We start from the raw sequence: 16,560 nt of genomic DNA, 5'->3' as shown, positions 1-16,560 counted from the left end.
ACTATTGCGGAAAACCGTGCAAGTTTTTTGTCGTAGTGAACCCCGAGCGACCGGTCTTGGGCGAGATCGACCCTCCCTACGGGAGGACCGCTCGGATTTCCGGCCGTGCCGACGCGCGTCCGGCGGCCGGGAATGGCCGTGGGGTGCGGCGCCGCGCGCCGGCCGCCGTGGCACAGTGATCGCATGCGGGTGGGGGTGTTGGGGCCGCTGGAGGTCACGGCGGACGGCACGGCGATCGAGGTCGGCGGCGCCAGGGTGCGCGCGCTGCTGGTCCGGCTCGCGGTGGCCGCCGGCCGGGTCGTCACCACCGAGGAACTCGCCGACGCGCTGTGGCCGGACGACCGCCCGGCCGACGAGGTGGCCGCGGTCCGGTCGCTGGTGTCCCGGCTGCGCCGTGCCCTGCCCTCCGACGTGCTGCGGTCCGCGCACGGCGGCTACCGGCTCGACCTGCCCGCCGACGCCGTCGACGCGCTCCGGTTCGACCGGCTCGCCCGCGAGGCCAGGGCCGCGCTCGCCGCGGGCGACCCGTCCACCGCGCGCCGGCTGGCTGCGGAGGCGGTGGCGCTGTGGCGCGGACCGGCGTTGGCCGACGCGGCGGGCGCGCCGTTCGCGGTCGGCTACGTCGCGGGCCTCGACGAGACGCGGCTGGCCGTCGTGGAGGACCGGGCCGCGGCCGACCTGGCGTGCGGCCGGGCCGAGCACCTGGTCGCCGAGCTCACCGACCTCGCCGCCCGCCACCCGCTGCGCGAACGGCTGCAAGCCCTGCTGCTGCGCGCCCTCGTCGCGACCGGCCGCCCGGCCGAGGCCCTGGCCGCCTACGAGGAGGTCCGCCGCCGGATCGCCGACGAACTGGGCGCCGACCCCGGCCCCGAACTGCGCGAGACGCACCAGGAGATCCTCCGCGCCGAACCCGCCGACCAGCCGCGCGCCGGCAACCTGCGGCTGCCGCTGACCAGCCTGGTCGGCCGGTCCGCCGACGTCGAACGGGTCGCCGGGCAGCTCGCGGGCCACCGGCTGGTCACCCTCGTCGGACCGGGCGGCGCGGGCAAGACCCGCCTCGCCACCACGGTCGCGGCCCGGCTGCCCGGCGGCGCGTGGCTGGTCGAGCTGGCCCCGGTGACCGACCCGGACGACGTGGCGCCCGCCGTGCTCGGCGCGCTCGGCCTGCGCGACCAGCGCGCCGTCGACCGGCCCGTGGCGCCGGTCGACACCATGACCCGCCTGGTGGACGTGCTGTCGCGCACCGAGGCCGTGATCGTGCTGGACAACTGCGAGCACCTGGTCGACGCGGCGGCCCGGTTCGCCGAGGAGCTGCTCGGCCGGTGCCCGAGGCTGCGCGTGCTGGCCACCAGCCGCGAACCCCTCGGCGTGTACGGGGAGGTGGTCAGCCCGGTGCCGCCGCTGGACGGTGACGCGGCCGTGCGGCTGCTCGCCGAACGCGCGGCGGCCGTGCGGCCCGGCTTCGCCGTGACCCCGGACAACGCCGGGACCGTCGCGGAGGTGTGCCGGCGGCTGGACGGGCTCCCGCTGGCGATCGAACTGGCCGCCGCCCGGCTCAGGTCGCTGTCGGTCGAGCAGCTGGCCGCCCGCCTGGACGACCGGTTCCGCCTGCTCACCGGCGGCAGCCGCACCGCCATGCCCCGGCACCAGACGCTGCGCGCGGTGGTGGCGTGGAGCTGGGACCTGCTGTCGGAGCCGGAACGGGACTTCGCCGGGCGGCTGGCCGTGTTCCCGGCGGGGCTCGACCTGGAGGCCGCCGAACGGCTCGCCGGCGCCGACGCGTTCGACCTGCTCGCGGCCCTGGTCGACAAGTCGCTGGTGCAGGTCGTGGACGGCGCCCGCTACCGGATGCTGGAGACGATCCGCGAGTACTGCCTGGAACGGTTGGCCGAGGGCGGTCGGGTCGCCGCGGCGCGGGCCGAGCACGCCGAGTACTTCCGCGACCTGGCCGAGACCGCCGAACCGCACCTGCGCGGCAAGGAGCAGCTGACCTGGATCGCCCGGCTGGAAGCCGAGCGGGACAACCTGATCGCCGCGCTGCACTTCGCCGCCGACAGCGGCGACGCGGACACGGCCGTGCGGCTCGCCGCCGCGATGGGCATGTTCTGGACCATGCGCGGCAACCGGGCCGAGTCGGTGCCGTGGCTGCGCCTCGCGCTGTCCGTGCCGGGCGACGCGCCCGCGCCGGCGCGGCAGGTCGCGTCCGCGTTCCTGCTGGTCAACAACGCGGTCACGGGCGGGTTCACGGACATCGACCACCACATCGCCCGGCTCGCCGAGCTGGTCGCCGAGTCCACCGGCGAGGAACACCCGGTGCTCGTGCTGCTGGAGCCGATGCTCGGGCTGTTCCTCGACGACGCGGAACGGGCGTTGGCGGCGGTGGACCGGCGGCTGGAGGTGCCCGACCCGTGGGCGCGGGCCGTGCTGTGGATGGTGCGCAGCGCGGTGCGGGAGAACGAGGGCGACCTGCGCGGCGCGCGGGAGGACGTCACCACCGCGATCACCGGGCTGCGCGAGGTGGGCGACCGGTTCGCGCTGGCGCAGGCGTTGACCGGCGCGGCCGAGGCGCACCTGGGCTTCGGCGAGCCCGAGGAGGCGATCGCGGCGCTGGAGGAGTCGATCCGGCTGCTGTCCGAACTGGACGCCGACGACGACGCGGCCCACGAACGGATCCTGCTGGCCACCGCGCGCGTGCAGCTGGGCGACGTGGCGCGGGCCCGGGCCGAGTGCCTGGCGTTGACCAAGCCGACGTCGCGGCCGTGGTCGGCGCGCGGTGTCGCGTTCGCCTGGCTCGTGCTCGGCGACCTGGCCCGGTACGAGGGCGACCTGGCCGACGCGGAACGGCAGTACGACGCCGCGCGGGAGTCGCTGCGGGGCGAGCCGTTGGTGGTACCGCAGTTCCACGCGCGGATCCTGACATCCCGCGCGCACCTCGCCGTGGAACGCGGTGACCGCGAGGCGGCCGTGGTGGCCGTCCGCGAGGCGTTCGAGCAGGCGATGTCGGCCAAGGACATGCCGGTCCTGGCCAGGGTCGCGGTCGCCCAAGCGGCCGTGCAAGCCCACTTCGGCAACCCGACCGACGCGGCCAGGGCGCTGGGCGCGGCCGAGCAGCTGCGCGGCGCGCCTGACGCCCGCAACCCCGAGGTGGCCCGCCTCGTCGCCCGCCTGCGCGCCGACGTGGGCGACGCCGCCTACGACCTCGCCCACGCCACCGGCGCGGCCCTCGACCGCGCCGACGCCATCGCCCTGATCCAACCCGACACCTGACCACCTCACGGGCGCACGCGGGCGCCGGACGCGGACCACGAAAGCCCACACCCACCGCCCGCGTGCCAACCTCCGGAACGGGTGTGCCCTGCGTTCGGAACACCCGGGTCGAACGCTCAGGACGCCCGAGACGGGGACTGCGGGTCAGGCGCGACGGCGGTAAGCCTGCACGGCCAGTGGCGCGAACACGGCGACGAACAGCGCCGACCAGGCCACCGTCCACGCCACCGGACCGGCCACCGGGCCACCCACCATCAGGCCGCGCGCCGCGTCCATCACGTGCGTCACCGGGTTGATCTCGACCCACGACCGCAACCACCCCGGCAACGTCTCCGCCGGCGCGATCATGCTCGTGCCGAACGTCAGCGGGAACATCACCAGGAACCCGATGCCCTGGACCGCGCCCGAGGTCCGCACCAGCATCCCCACCAGCACGAACGCCCAGCTCACCGAGAACGCGAACAGGATCGCCAGCAGGCACGCCGCCAGCGCGGGCAGCACGCCGGTCTCCACCCGGAACCCCATCAGCGTGCCGAACGCCAGCAGCGACACCACCGCCACGACGTACCGGATCAGGTCACCCAGCACCGACCCGATCAACGGCGCGGACCGGCCGATCGGCAGGCTCCGGAACCGGTCGAACACGCCCTTGCCGATGTCGGTGTTCAGGTTCACCCCGGTCGCCATCCCGCCGAACATGGTCGTCTGCACCATGATCGCGGGCAGCAGCAGCTGCAGGTACTCGTGCGTGGACCCGGACACCGCGCCGCCCAGCAGGTACACGAACAGCACCACGAAGATCACCGGCTGCAACGTCACGTCCAGCAGCTGCTCCGGCGACCGCATCGTCTTGATCAGACTCCGCCGGGCCAACGCCGCGCTGTGCCGCACGAGGGCGAACGGCCGCGGCGCCTCCGCCGGACGAGCCGCCACCGGTGAAGTCGTCACCGTCGTCATGCCGCCACCTCCGTGTGCTCACCGGTCAACGTGAAGAACACCTCGTCCAGGCTCGGCAGCCGCAACGACAGCTCCGTCACCGAGATCCGCCGCTGGTCCAGCCGCCGCACGACCTCAGTGAACGCCGCGTCGCCGTCCACCGGCACGGTCACCACACCCCGCGCGGTCGACTCCGGCTGGTGCCCGGACACCTCGGCCAGCACCGCGGCGGCGTCCGCCAGCCGGGCCGGGTCCGCGGGCCGCACCAGCACGGTCTGCCCGCCGACGATCCGCTTGAGCGCCGCGGGCGTGCCGTGCGCGATCACCCGCCCGTGGTCGATGACCGAGATCTCGTCGGCCAACAGGTCCGCCTCCTCTAGGTACTGCGTGGTCAGCAGCACGGTCGCGCCATCGGCCACGAGCGTGCGCACCACGTTCCAGATGTCGTCCCGCTTGGCCGGGTCGAGCCCGGTGGTCGGCTCGTCGAGGTAGATCACGTCGGGTCGGCCGACGAGGCTCGCGGCCAGGTCCAGCCGCCGCCGCATGCCGCCGGAGTAGGTCTTGACCGGCCGCCCGCCCGCCTCGACGAGCTCGAAGTCGCGCAGCAGCTCGGCGGCCCGCGCCTTGGCCTGCGACGTCCGAAGGTTGAGCAGCTGCCCGATCAGCACGAGGTTCTGCACACCGGTCAGGTCCTCGTCCACCGAGGCGTACTGCCCGGTCAACCCGATCAGCCGGCGCACCCGCGCCGCGTCCGACACCACGTCCAGCCCGCCGACGGCGGCACGTCCGCCGTCCGGCCGCAGCAGCGTGGCCAGGATCCGCACGGCGGTCGTCTTGCCCGCGCCGTTCGGCCCGAGCACCCCCAGCACGGTCCCGGGTCGCGCGGCGAGGTCGACGCCGGCCAGCGCGGTCGTCTTGCCGTACCGCTTGACCAGGCCTTCCGCCTCGAATGCGTACTCCATGTCCGTTCCCTTTCCCTGTTGTCCGGGGACGACGGTCCGGGACGGACATGTCATCGGGCGTGCAGACGCGTGTCACGACGCATGTCACGGACGTGCCGGCCGGCGGTGGTCGCACGCCGGTCCGGCACGCCGGTCGGGCGGCACCGGGGCGTTCACAGACGTTCGCAGGCGTTCCGGGCCGTTCCGCCTCCGCCCGCCGGCACCGACAGGACCGGTCGACGTTCCACTTCCCGTAGCGGAACGCGCTCGTTCGGTTCTGCGCAGGCCGTCGCTGGGTCATCCTGTGCCCCTCGAAACCCCCGGTCAGCGGTGATCCGTTCCGGGGACCGACCTTGTCGACGCGCCCGTCCGCTGCTGACCTGTCCCGAGCCCGATCTTCACCGCAGGAGGACTCCTCGATGACCGTTGCCCACGACGATCCCCACGTCGCGCGGCTCTTCGAACAGATGGCACGGCTCGTCCAGGACGGTGTCGGCGACCCGCTCGACCTCCACGAGCAGCTGGTCGAGCTGGCCGTGGCGAACTCGCCGGACGTCGCCCGGTACTGGAAGCAGGTGGGCGTGGGCGTCGGCGTGCCCGACACCGCGTACAAGGACGGAGGTCCGCACCTGTTCCCGGACGCGCCGGCGGTCCGGGTGTTCCGCACCAGCGGAACGACCGGGAGCACCCGCGGCACCGTCCGCTACTCCGCGCTCGGCCTGGAGCTGAAGGGGCTCGCCGTCGAGGCCAACGCCCGGCGGCACCTGCGGCCCGTCGACGGCGTGCGCCCGGTGGTCCTGGCGTTCGTGCCGTCCGAGGAGGCCGCGCCGGAGATGGCGATCGCGTTCGACATGGTGCGGATGGCCCGGACGTGCGGCGACCCCCGGCTCAGCACGGCCGTGATCGGCGGGAACGGGGTGGACTTCGACCTGCTGGCGCGGCGCCTGGACGCCGCGGTGGCCGAAGGCCTGCCGGTGGTGCTCATCGGCGGCACCTTCGCGTTCGTCAACGTGTGCGACGCGCTGGAGGCGCAGGGCAGGCGCTGGGAACTGCCACCCGGCTCGCAGATGTGGGACGGCGGCGGGTTCAAGGGCCGCTCGCGGGTCATGCGCGTGGACGAGCTGCACGCGGCCGTGCGCCGGGTCTTCGGCATCGAGCGGCACGGCAACATCTTCGGCATGACCGAGCTGGCCAACCAGCTCTTCGACGCCTCCGACACCCCGGTCGGTCCGCTCGGCGAACGCCCCAAGGGCAGCCACCCGGCGGGCGGTCCCAAGGTCCGCGACCCCCGCACGCGCGAGCACCTCGCGGAGGGCCGCGGCCTGCTGGAGATCACCGACCTGTCCTTGCTCGACCGGCCGCACGTGCTGCTCACCGGCGACGTCGGCATCGCCGGGCCGGAGGGCGTGGCGATCGCGGGCCGGATCGCGGGCAGCAGCCGCGGGTGCTCGCTGACCCTGGACGAGATGACGGGAGGCGCGGCATGAGCGTGTCGTGGACGCCGGGGTGGCTGACGGCCGGCGGTGTGCCGTTCACCCTCACGTCGGACCCGCACGAGTGGCGCGGCGTGCGACCCGCCGACTGGGCCGCGGTCGGCGACGGGCTCCGGACCGCGCACGAGGAGCTGCGGCGGCTGCCCGTGCGGCGGATCGTCGAGGCCGTCGACGCGGTCGCGGACCTGTGGGCCAAGCGCGACTTCACCGCCCGTCGCGCCGCGGTCCGCAACGCGGCCCTGGTCACCGGCATGTCGGAGGAGACGATCGACCGCGCGCTGGACGCCGAGCTGGGCACCCTGCGCGCCGACTCGCTGCTGGCCGCGCTCACCCGGGAGCTGGGCGACCCGGAGGTGCTCGACGGCTTCCGCGGCGGCACCACGGCGATCGGGCCGCGCACCGTGCTGGCGGTGTTCTCCGGCAACGTGCCGGGCCTGCCCGCGCGGTCGCTGGTGCGCGCCCTGCTGGTGAAGGCCTCGGTGATCGCCAAGGTCCCGGCCAAGGAGCCGCACTTCACCGCCGCGTTCCTGCGCACCCTGCACGACGTGGAGCCGGTGCTGGCCGACGCGGTCGTGGCCACCTACTGGGACCGCGCCGACGAGGCCACGCTGGAGGCGGCGCTCGGCCAGGCCGACGCCGTGATCGCCTACGGCGGCGACCAGGCGTGCGCGGCCATCCGGGCCAAGGTCGGGCCGCACCAGCTCTACGAGGAGCACGGGCACAAGCTGTCGTTCGGCATCGTCGGCGCCGAGTACGCGGCACGGCTCGGCGCCGCCGAGGTGGCGCGCCGGATCGCCGTCGACTGCAGCGACTTCGACCAGCACGCGTGCCTCTCGCCGCAGGTCTACCTGGTGCAGCGGGAGCACGCCCGCGCGATCGCCGAGCACCTGGCCGCGGCCATGCGGCGGGAGGCGCGGGACAGCCCACCCGGGACGATCGACGCCCAGGACGCCACCGTGCTGCAGCACCGCAGGCTCGTCGCCGAGTGGCGCGCGGCCACCTCGGACGACAGCGAGGTGTGGGCGCCCGAGGGTCTGGAGTGGACGGTGGTGCTGGACGACGCGCTGCGGCCGCTCAGCGGCGCGGGCAACCGGGTCGCGCGGATCGTGTCCGTGCCGGACGTGGCCTCGGCGGTCGACGCGATGCGCCCGTTCGCCGGGCACTTCCAGAACGTCGGCCTCGGCGCGGTCGGCGAGGAGTTCCGGCGGACCGCGCGCGAACTCGCCGTGCTCGGCGCGAGCCGGGTGACCGCGCCCGGCGAGATGACCAAGCCGTCCATGGTGTGGCGGCACGACGGGCAGCCGCGCATCGCCGGCCTCGTGCGCTGGTGCGACGTCGAGCTCCACCCGGAGCTCGGCAGACCTTAGCCCCGCCCGGGGTGACGAATCCGCCGTGCCCCGCTCGCGGGTGGGCTGCGGCCATCCTCTGGGAGGATCAGCAATGTCGGTGACGGTGGGCGGCGCGCCCGGCGCGCTGGGGGAGAGAGACCTCCGCAGGTTGGCGGAAACCGTGGCTTTCGTGCGGGACCGGAGCACCGGCGACGCGCTGGCCGCGGTGTTGGGCGGCGATCCACCCGCGTCCGTCTTGCGCCACTTGGAGTTCGCGCACGCCGCGGTGCTCGTCGCCGTGGCGGAGCCGTCGGACGTGGTCGGGGCGCTGGCCGAGCTCGGCGTGGACGCGCGGGAGCCGTGCCCGAGCGTGGTGGTGCGCGACCGCCTGCGCGTCCGGACCGGGCGGGATCTCGACCTGCTGATCGTGCGCGGAGCCGTCGCCGGCAGCGCGCGCGAGGTGGAGCTGTTCGTGGTGCCCGGGGGATCGGCGTTGTCCGAGGCCGACCGGGAGGCCGAGTCGCACGTGGCGTTCCGCGTGACCGGCGACGACGACGTGCTGCTGCGCGGGGTGTGCGGGACGTTGCAGGACGCGGGCCTCACCGCGGACGGCGGCGGCTACAACGACCACGAGCACGCGACGATGCTCTACTTCCGCGGCCCGACCTCGGCGCGGCTGGAGCTGAGGGTCCCCGGCCGGCGCACCGCGCTGCTGGAGCGCCACGTCGGGCGGCCCGACCAGCCGCGGCGCTCGATGCTCGACCTGATGACGGGCGCGTGGCGCACCCGTGCGGTGGCCGTGGTCGCCGAGCTCGGGATCGCCGACCTGCTCGCCGACGGTCCGCTCGGCACCGCCGAGCTGGCCGCGCGCACCGGCTGCCGTGCCGACAAGCTCCGCCGCGTGCTCGCCTTCCTCGCCGCGTTGGGCGTGTTCCGCCGGGCCGGCGAGCAGTGGTCGTTGACCGAGGTGGGCACGATGCTGCGCGCCGACGCGCCCGGCTCGCAACGGGACCTCGCGCGCATCTACGGCGGCCTGTTCTACCGGTCGTTCAGCGGGCTGGAGCACACCGTCCGCACCGGTGAGAGCGGGTTCAGCCACGTGTACGGCGCGCAGCCCTTCGAGCACTTCGCCGCCCACCCGGCCGACGCGCGGCTGTTCGAGGGCGCGATGGCGGCGGGCACGACCTTCCTGGAACTGGTGCCCGGCCTGCTGGACCTGCCCGCCACCGGCACGGTGGTCGACGTGGCGGGCGGCGACGGCAGGCTGCTCGACCTGGTGCTGACCGCCGCGCCCGGCCTGCGCGGGGTGCTGTTCGACCGGCCGCACGTGGTCGGCGCCGCGGCCGACGTGCTGGCCGGCCACGGCGCACGGGCGTCGGTCGTCGCGGGCGACTTCTTCCACGACCCCGTGCCGCCGGGCGGCGACCTCTACCTGCTGTCCCGGATCCTGCACGACTGGGACGACGAGCGGTGCTCGGTGATCCTGCGCAACGTGCGCGCGGCGATGCCGGAGGGCGCGACGCTGGCCGTGGTGGAGCGGCCGATCCGGGACGACCCGCGCACGCTGCTGCCGCTGGCGTTCAACGTGCACATGATGGTCAACACCGTGCAGGGCGGCGAGCGGACCACCGAGGAGCACCGGAGGCTGTTGGCCGCCAACGGCTTCGCGCTGGAGGACATCCGCGAACTGCCGCTGGACATGGCGGTGCTGGTCGCGCGCGCCACGGTGTGAGCGCTCTCACGGGTCCGCATGCTGGAAATCGGCTTCCTCGTCGCCCACCCCGGCGACGAGGATCGCCGCCGTGCCCGCGCTGAGTGAAACCCCGGTCCGACCCAGGTCCCGACCCTTCGTGCCGCTGATGTCGGTGAGCCTGCTGACGGGCATCGGGTACGCGCTGGCGGGCCCGTTCCTGTCGTTGTTCCTGATCAAGGAGGTCCGGGCGGGCCCGGTCGCCGTCGGGGCGTTCCTGCTGATCGCCTCACTGGTGTCGATGGTGGTGAGCACGCTGCTCGGGCGGTTGTCCGACTCGCGGGCGATCCGCCGCGCGCTGCTGGTGGCGGCCGGGGTGTCGGGCGGGCTGGCGTGGGTGCTGTTCGCCGTGCTGCGGGACTACTGGCTGCTGCTGGTCGTCGCGGTCACGGTGTGGGCGGTGGCGTCCGCGCAGATCCCGCAGATGTACGCCTACGCGCGGCAGCTGCTCGAACGCAGTGGCTCGACCAAGGCGCCGTTGGTGATGAGCGGCCTGCGGACGACCATGTCGATCGCGTGGGTCGGCGGTCCGCCGCTGGGCGCGCTGGTGCTCGCGGGCAGCGGGTTCACCGGCCTGTTCGCCGTCAGCGCCGCGGTGTACGTGGTCGCCGTCGTCGTGATCCTGGTGTGGCTGCCGGAGCTGGGGCCGTCCGCGCCGCCGTCGCCCGAGGTGGCACGGCAGTCGGGGCTGCGGCGGGAGGTCGTGCTCGCGGCGGCGGCGTTCGTGCTGCTGCAGTGCGCGACATCGCTCGGCGTGACGGCGATGCCCTTGTTCGTGACCGAGAGCCTGGGCGGCACGACCCGGGACGCGGGCCTGGTGCTCGGGCTGTGCGCGGCCCTGGAGATCCCGCTGATGCTCGGCTTCGGCGCGTTGGCGATGCGGCACAACCTCAGGCTGCTCGTGCTCGGGGGCGGCGCGGTCGCGCTGGTGTACTACACGATCATGCTCCTCACCGAGGCGACCTGGCAGGTCATGGCCGCGCAGGTGCTGCACGCCGTGGTCATCTCGGCGGTGATGGGCCTGGGCATCTCCTACTTCCAGGACCTCGCGCCCGACCGGCCCGGGTACGCCAGCACGCTGTTCACCAACACCTACAAGACCAGCGCGATGCTCGTCGGGCCGTTGCTCGGCCTCGCCCAGCACCTCGGCTACCGCACCGCCTACGGCATGGGGCTGGCGATGTCGGTGCTGGGGTTGGCGATGCTGCTCGCCGCACGTCCCAAGTCGGCGATACTGGCCACGTGATCGACGAGTTGCTGCGGCGCCAGGACGACTTGCAGGCGCAGGCGGACGCCGTGGTGGCCGACCTCGGGCTGCCCCTGCTGCTGTCGGCGCTGGGGGAGCCGGTCCGGACGGGCAGTTCCGCGTTGGGCCTGATGGTGGTGCCCGACATCGACATCACGGTCGCGTGCCCGTCGCTGGACCGGGACGTCGTCGTGGGGGTCGCCGCCCGGCTCGCGCGGCACGAGCGGGTGCGCGTGGTGCAGTTCCGCAAGGACGACCGCCACTGGAACGCCGAACCGGACGCCTACCCCGACGGGCTGTACGTGGGCGTGAAGTACCGGGACGGCGCCGGGCCCGAGTGGAACGCGGACATCTGGTTCGTGGACGAGCCGGAGCGCCAGCCCGACCTCGGGCACGTGCGCACCCTGCCCGACCGGATCACGCCGGCGGCCCGGGCGGCGATCCTGCTGATCAAGCACTCGCGTCCGGACTACCGCAGCTTCGACCTCTACCGAGCGGTGCTGGACGACGGCGTGCGGACACCCGGGGACTACGACCGGTGGCGGGTCACGCACGGTCAGTGAACCGACCGTTTGGTTTGCGCTCTTCGAGCGGTTCTCCGCGAAATTCGGGTCTCGGGGCCCTCGGCGTTGCTAGACCTTCCTCAGGGGGAGGAGGTCACGGTGCCAAAGGGTTTCTACACCGACGACCGCGGCCGGGTCCGGCCGGTCGCCGGCGGGGGCGGGCGGAGCAGGTCGGTGCTGCTGGCCGGCTTGATCGCGCTGAGCGCGGTCGGGTACGGGGGAGCGGTCGGCCTCAGCGCGGGCGGCTCCGGTGGCGGTGGCGGTCCGGGGCCGAGCGTCGAGGAGCGCAAGGCCGAGGGCGGCGACCTCGCCCGGCGGGGTGACGCCGACGGCGCGTGGCGGCGGATGGGGCTGCACGGGCTCAAGCGGACGGAGAAGCAGCAGGCCGCGTGCGTGGACGCGGCGTTCGGCGCGGTGCGGGAGTTCCTGCGGAGGACCGGGTGCACGTCGATGGACCGGGTGCTGTTCACCGTGGGGGACGACGTGGGCAACTCGGCGGTGATCGCGGTGGCCTGGGTCGCGTTCGGCTCGCGCGGCGACGCGCAGGAGTTCCAGGCCCTCATGGACGCGCCCGGGACCGGTGACGTGAAGGCGCTGGGCGCGGCCCAGGTCGGGCTCGCCGACGTGGCGTTCACCGGCGCCAACTACGGCTCGGACCGCGACCGGACCACGGTCACCGTCGCCGAGGCCGAGATCGCGACCGGCTACGTCACGCCGGAGGTGCTGGACGCGTTGGCGGAGGTGGCGGCGCAACTGCCCCGGTGAACCGGGGATCGCCGAACGACGCCCGGCGCGCGGCCCGGCGCAACGTGCGCAGCAGCACCGGACCGGTCACGAGCACCAGGATCGTGGTGGTGACCGCGCGGCCGACGTCCCAGCCCAGGGACGTGGCCAGGCTGAACGCCACCACGCGCACCAGGTTGTCCAGGATCGGCGCGCCGGGTTGGAAGGACAGCGTGGTGCTGCCCGCGCTCAACGCGAAGGGCCAGAACGACAGGTTCAGCAGCAGCCCGTAGACCAGGGACGCGATGCCGCTGTACGCGGCGAGCAGCGCGAGCTCGGCCTTGCCGCGCGCCGACGGCAGCAGACCCGCCCCCAACGCCACCCAGGCCGCGCCGAGCATCTGGTACGGCAACCACGGCCCCACACCGCCCGTGAGCAGGGCGGAGGCGAACAGCATGGTGTTGCCGAGCACGAACCCGAACCCGGGCCCGAACACCCGGCCGCCGAGGATCAGCAGGAAGAACACCGTCTCGATCCCCGCCGTGCCCGCGCCGAGCGGGCGGATCGCCGCGCCCAACGCGGACAGCACGCCCAGCATCGCCACGGCCTTCGCGTCCAGGCCGCCCTCGCTGATCTCGGCCAGCACGACGGCCAGCACGAGCGGCAGGAGGAGGGCGAACGTCCACGGTGCCGTCGCGCCCTGCGCGATGCCGGCGTCCGCGGAGACCAGCAAGGGCCACCCGAAGGCGACCACGCTGATCGCCGCCGCCACGGCCAGGGCGAGGGTGGCGCGTGGCCGGATCCGAACCGGGGGGTTCACCGGGCCGCCAAGGCCGCGCGGACGTCCGCCACCGTCAGCCACGGCAGCGGGGCGAGCACCTTCGCCACCTGCGGCGAGAAGACCGGGGACGCGGTGACCACCTCGGCGGTCGGTCCGTCGGCCACCACCTCGCCGTCGGCCAGCACCACGACCCGGCTCGCGTACTCCGCCACGAACTCCACGTCGTGCGTCGCCAGCACGACCGCGTGGCCGTCGTCGGCGAGCTCGCGCAACGCCGCCGCGAGCCGCGTCTTCGCCGGGTAGTCCAAGCCACGCGTCGGCTCGTCCAGCAGGACCGCCCGCGGCGACGGGGTGAGCGCCACGGCCAGCACCAGGGCGAGCCGCTGCCCCTCCGACAGGTCACGCGGGTGCCGGTCGTCCGGGATGCCCGGCGCCAGCCGGTCCAGGAACTCGCGGCACGTGCCCTGAGCCTTGCCCGACTCGCGGTCCGCCTGCGCGCACTCGCCGCCGACGGTGTGCAGGTACAGCAGGTCACCGGGCTGCTGCGGCACCAGGCCGATGGCCTTGCGCCGCGGACCCGGCTTGAGCGTCGCCGGGTCCACGCCGTCCACCGCGACCTCGCCGCCGGACCGCTTGCCCGTGCCCTGCACCGCCCACAGCAGGCTCGACTTCCCCGACCCGTTGCGACCCATCACCGCCACCCGCTCACCCGCGCCGACGCGCAACGACACACCGCGCAGGGCGTCCACAGCGGAGTAGCGCACGCGCAGGTCACGCGCGTGCACCAACTCCGCCGACCGCGGCGGTGACGCCACCGGCGGCCGGGGCAGGCGGTCCCGCAGCGGACCGGCCAACCGCCGCGCGTCGCGGATCGACACCGGCACCGACTCCCACCCGGCCAGCTGGCCCAACCGCACCACGGGCGGCGCGACCGGGGCGTCCGCCAGCACCGGGCCGGGCTCGCCCGCGACCGGCGGCAGACCACCGCCGGGCAGCCACACCACGCGGTCGGCGTACTGCGCGACCCGTTCCAACCGGTGCTCCGCGATCAGCACGGTCATGCCCAGGTCGTGCACCAGCCGGTGCAGCGCGGCCAGCACGTCCTCCGCCGCACCGGGATCCAGCGCCGAGGTCGGCTCGTCCAGCACCAGCACGCGGGGGTGGGCGGTCAGGGCGGCCCCGACGGCCACGCGTTGCTGCTGCCCGCCCGACAACGTCGCCAGCGGCCGGTGCCGCAGGTCCGCCAGGCCCAACAGGTCCAACGTCTCCTCGACCCGCTTGCGCATCACCGGCTGCGACAGCGCCAGCGACTCCATCGAGTACGCCAGCTCCTCCTCGACCGAATCGGTGACGAACCCGGCCTGCGGGTCCTGCGCCACCAGGCCCACCACGTCGGCCAGTTCGCGCGGCGGGTGGGTGCGGGTGTCACGGCCCGCCACCAGCACCCGGCCGGTGAGCGTGCCGCCGGTGAAGTGCGGCACCAGGCCGTTGACCGCGCGCAGCAGCGTCGACTTGCCCGACCCCGTCCGCCCGACCACCAGGCAGAACTCGCCTTCCGGCACGTGCAGGTCCACCGCGGCCAACGCGGGCGCGTCGGCGTCGCGGTAGGTGACGGAGACGTTCTCGAACCGGATCACGTGTTCACCTTGCTCCTGGCGCCGACGTTCCTGGCGATGATGACGGGCGCGAGCGCGCACAGCAGACCGGCCGCGGGCAGCAGCGGCAGTTCGGGCACGGTCAGCGGCACGGTGCTCGGCGTCAACGCGCCGCCGCCCAGGTCCTGCGGCGCGAGGTACGTCGCCAGCGCCGCGACCAGACCCGACCCGATGATCACCAGCTCGCGCGGGCCCCACCGGTCCGGCCGGTACCGGCTGCGCCGCACCCGCCGCGACCCCGTCCACAAGCCCGTGATCGCCAGCGCCGAGCCCACCACCAGCATCGGCGTGCCGACCACGCCCGGCGCGCCGCCGCCGAGCAGCCCGTAGGCGCCGACGCACAGCCCCAGCAACCCGCCGAGCACCAGCGCACCGGTCACCACCCTGGTCCGCCTCGGCAGCCCCGCCGTCCGGCCGTACCCGCGCGAGTCCATCGCCGCGGCCAGCACCAGCGACCGCTCGAACGCGTCCTCCAACACCGGCACCATCAGCACCCGCATCGCCTTCACGCCGCGCACCACGTCACCCCGCAACGCCCGCGCCCGCCGCACCGACCGCGCGCTGGCCACCAACTGCGGCGCCACCGTCAACGCCACCACCACCGCCACGCTCACCTCGTACAACGCGGCCGGCAACGACCGCAGCAGCCGCTTGGCGTTGGCCAACGCGTTCGCCGCGCCGACGCAGCACAGCAACGTCGCCAGCTGGAGCCCTTGGTACAACGCGAACGCGAGCCCCTCGGCGCTGACCGGGCCGCCCAGCCTGATGCCCTTCGTCCACTCCGGCAACGGGATCTCCGGCAACGTCACCAGCACCGTCGGCCCGCTCACCCCGCCCAGCAGCACGTGCAGCACGACCCGGATGGCGAGCACCACCAACGCGAACTTCAGGAACACCCCGTAGGCGCCGGCCCACGGGGTGTCCTCCCGGCAGGACACGGCCACGTACCCCGCGACCGCGATCACCAGCGCCAACAGCACCGGGTTGGTGGTGCGGCCCGCCACGGCGGCGAGGCACAGCGCCCAGAGCCACCACGCGCCGGGGTGCAGGCTCACTCCGTCGCCTTGGCGCGCCGGCGCGCGGTCCACAGCCCCAGACCGGCCAACGCGGCGATCACCACGATCCCGACCACCAGGCCGACCGTGCCGCCGGACGACGTGCCCGCCGTCGGCTCCACGGCCACCGACGTCTCGCCCGTCGGCGCGGTGGAACCCGACGTCGTGCTGCCGGACGTCGTCACCGACGAGGGCGGCGGAGTCGTCGTCCCGGCCGTGGTCGACGCGGACGTCTCGGACTGCTGGGTGGTCTGCTGCGTCGGCTGACCCGGTTGTGGTGGCGCGGGTTGCGCCGGCTGCCCGGGTTGCGCGGGCTGACCGGTCTGACCCGGCGCGGGTTGTTGCGGCGCGGGCTGGGTCGGTTGCGGCGCGGGCGCGGGGGCCGGCGGTGCGATGCCCGGCGGCTCACCCGCGCCGAACGACCAGCCCTCGACGCTTCCCGGAGCGGGGTCGTACGCGCCGGCGCTCGTGCTGCCGTACACCCACGAACCGCCGGGTCGGCCGTGCCAGTAACCCCAGTACGCGGTGGTCGGGGACGTGTTCACGCACGGGTCGCTGCTCGGCTTGCCGTTGATCCGGCACACGAAACCGGGCTGCCGGGACGCGAACGTGTAGCCGAACCCGGCAGCGGTCAGCGCGGCCGTGCCCGAGGCGGGATCGCCCGGCGCGCAGCCCGTCTGCACGCCACCGCCCAGGGAGCGGAAGTCCACGACCACCGTGACGCCCGAGCAGTCGGCCGCCCACGCGGTCGGCGGTGCGGACGTCAGGACGAGCCCCACGGCGGCCAGCGCCGTCAGGCCGCGCCGCAACCGGCCGGTCATC

General features: G+C 74.5%; 13 protein-coding genes. 7 read left to right on the top strand and 6 right to left on the bottom strand.

Annotated features, from left to right (window positions below; translation table 11 throughout):
• The first annotated feature begins 183 nt into the window (after positions 1 to 183).
• Complete coding sequence (locus tag AB0I91_RS13025) at positions 184 to 3,267, top strand: ATP-binding protein (RefSeq protein ID WP_499610308.1); 3,084 nt, start codon at positions 184 to 186, stop codon at positions 3,265 to 3,267.
• Between the two features lie 144 nt (positions 3,268 to 3,411).
• Here the strand turns inward: AB0I91_RS13025 and AB0I91_RS13020 are convergent, their stop codons facing one another.
• Entirely contained in the window at positions 3,412 to 4,224 is an 813-nt protein-coding gene (locus tag AB0I91_RS13020; RefSeq protein WP_499636852.1) for an ABC transporter permease, read from the bottom strand.
• Entirely contained in the window at positions 4,221 to 5,165 is a 945-nt protein-coding gene (locus tag AB0I91_RS13015) for an ATP-binding cassette domain-containing protein (protein WP_499636850.1), read from the bottom strand. The genes AB0I91_RS13020 and AB0I91_RS13015 overlap by 4 nt, the downstream gene beginning before the upstream one ends.
• Positions 5,166 to 5,563: 398 nt before the next feature.
• On the opposite strand from AB0I91_RS13015, the gene AB0I91_RS13010 reads away from it, so the two are divergent.
• The 6 genes from AB0I91_RS13010 to AB0I91_RS12985 all read left to right on the top strand — a co-directional run bounded on the left by AB0I91_RS13010 (position 5,564) and on the right by AB0I91_RS12985 (position 12,289).
• Entirely contained in the window at positions 5,564 to 6,631 is a 1,068-nt protein-coding gene (locus AB0I91_RS13010) for an acyl-CoA reductase (RefSeq protein WP_499636848.1), read from the top strand.
• Entirely contained in the window at positions 6,628 to 8,004 is a 1,377-nt protein-coding gene (locus AB0I91_RS13005) for an acyl-CoA reductase (RefSeq protein WP_499636846.1), read from the top strand. The genes AB0I91_RS13010 and AB0I91_RS13005 overlap by 4 nt, the downstream gene beginning before the upstream one ends.
• Positions 8,005 to 8,077: 73 nt before the next feature.
• A complete protein-coding gene (locus AB0I91_RS13000) occupies positions 8,078 to 9,697 on the top strand; it encodes a methyltransferase (RefSeq protein ID WP_499636844.1) in 1,620 nt (539 codons plus the stop codon).
• A 127-nt stretch (positions 9,698 to 9,824) separates the two neighbouring features.
• The gene (locus AB0I91_RS12995) at positions 9,825 to 10,961 is read left to right on the top strand and encodes a sugar efflux transporter (protein ID WP_499610510.1); all 1,137 of its coding nucleotides are present in this window, start codon (positions 9,825 to 9,827) and stop codon (positions 10,959 to 10,961) included.
• A complete protein-coding gene (locus tag AB0I91_RS12990; protein ID WP_499636842.1) occupies positions 10,958 to 11,524 on the top strand; it encodes a hypothetical protein in 567 nt (188 codons plus the stop codon). The genes AB0I91_RS12995 and AB0I91_RS12990 overlap by 4 nt, the downstream gene beginning before the upstream one ends.
• Before the next feature lie 99 nt (positions 11,525 to 11,623).
• On the top strand, positions 11,624 to 12,289 hold the full coding sequence (locus AB0I91_RS12985; RefSeq protein ID WP_498778953.1) for a hypothetical protein: 666 nt from the start codon (positions 11,624 to 11,626) through the stop codon (positions 12,287 to 12,289).
• Here the strand turns inward: AB0I91_RS12985 and AB0I91_RS12980 are convergent.
• The 4 genes from AB0I91_RS12980 to AB0I91_RS12965 are packed head-to-tail and all read right to left on the bottom strand — an operon-like array spanning position 12,234 to position 16,559.
• On the bottom strand, positions 12,234 to 13,067 hold the full coding sequence (locus AB0I91_RS12980; RefSeq protein WP_498778952.1) for an ECF transporter S component: 834 nt from the start codon (positions 13,065 to 13,067) through the stop codon (positions 12,234 to 12,236). The two genes, AB0I91_RS12985 and AB0I91_RS12980, sit on opposite strands and share 56 nt — an antisense overlap.
• Positions 13,064 to 14,665 carry an ABC transporter ATP-binding protein gene (locus AB0I91_RS12975; protein WP_499636840.1) on the bottom strand — a complete coding sequence of 534 codons (1,602 nt, stop codon included), beginning with the start codon at positions 14,663 to 14,665 and terminating at the stop codon, positions 13,064 to 13,066. The genes AB0I91_RS12980 and AB0I91_RS12975 overlap by 4 nt, the downstream gene beginning before the upstream one ends.
• Positions 14,662 to 15,738 carry a CbiQ family ECF transporter T component gene (locus tag AB0I91_RS12970; protein WP_498778950.1) on the bottom strand — a complete coding sequence of 359 codons (1,077 nt, stop codon included), beginning with the start codon at positions 15,736 to 15,738 and terminating at the stop codon, positions 14,662 to 14,664. Before AB0I91_RS12970 ends, AB0I91_RS12975 begins: the two co-directional genes overlap by 4 nt.
• A complete protein-coding gene (locus AB0I91_RS12965; protein ID WP_499610320.1) occupies positions 15,735 to 16,559 on the bottom strand; it encodes a hypothetical protein in 825 nt (274 codons plus the stop codon). Before AB0I91_RS12965 ends, AB0I91_RS12970 begins: the two co-directional genes overlap by 4 nt.
• Position 16,560 lies beyond the last annotated feature (1 nt).

It is taken from the genome of Actinosynnema sp. NPDC049800 (assembly GCF_040656635.1).
Lineage (GTDB): Bacteria > Actinomycetota > Actinomycetes > Mycobacteriales > Pseudonocardiaceae > Actinosynnema.
Note: the sequence above shows the minus strand (reverse complement) of the source record. Positions and strands in the feature narration are given on the sequence as shown.

Coding starts and splice junctions, on each gene's coding strand:
- AB0I91_RS13025 (WP_499610308.1), top strand. CDS start 184: ATGCGGGTGGGGGTGTTGGGGCCGCTGGAGGTCACGGCGGACGGCACG.
- AB0I91_RS13020 (WP_499636852.1), bottom strand. CDS start 4,224: ATGACGACGGTGACGACTTCACCGGTGGCGGCTCGTCCGGCGGAGGCG.
- AB0I91_RS13015 (WP_499636850.1), bottom strand. CDS start 5,165: ATGGAGTACGCATTCGAGGCGGAAGGCCTGGTCAAGCGGTACGGCAAG.
- AB0I91_RS13010 (WP_499636848.1), top strand. CDS start 5,564: ATGACCGTTGCCCACGACGATCCCCACGTCGCGCGGCTCTTCGAACAG.
- AB0I91_RS13005 (WP_499636846.1), top strand. CDS start 6,628: ATGAGCGTGTCGTGGACGCCGGGGTGGCTGACGGCCGGCGGTGTGCCG.
- AB0I91_RS13000 (WP_499636844.1), top strand. CDS start 8,078: ATGTCGGTGACGGTGGGCGGCGCGCCCGGCGCGCTGGGGGAGAGAGAC.
- AB0I91_RS12995 (WP_499610510.1), top strand. CDS start 9,825: ATGTCGGTGAGCCTGCTGACGGGCATCGGGTACGCGCTGGCGGGCCCG.
- AB0I91_RS12965 (WP_499610320.1), bottom strand. CDS start 16,559: ATGACCGGCCGGTTGCGGCGCGGCCTGACGGCGCTGGCCGCCGTGGGG.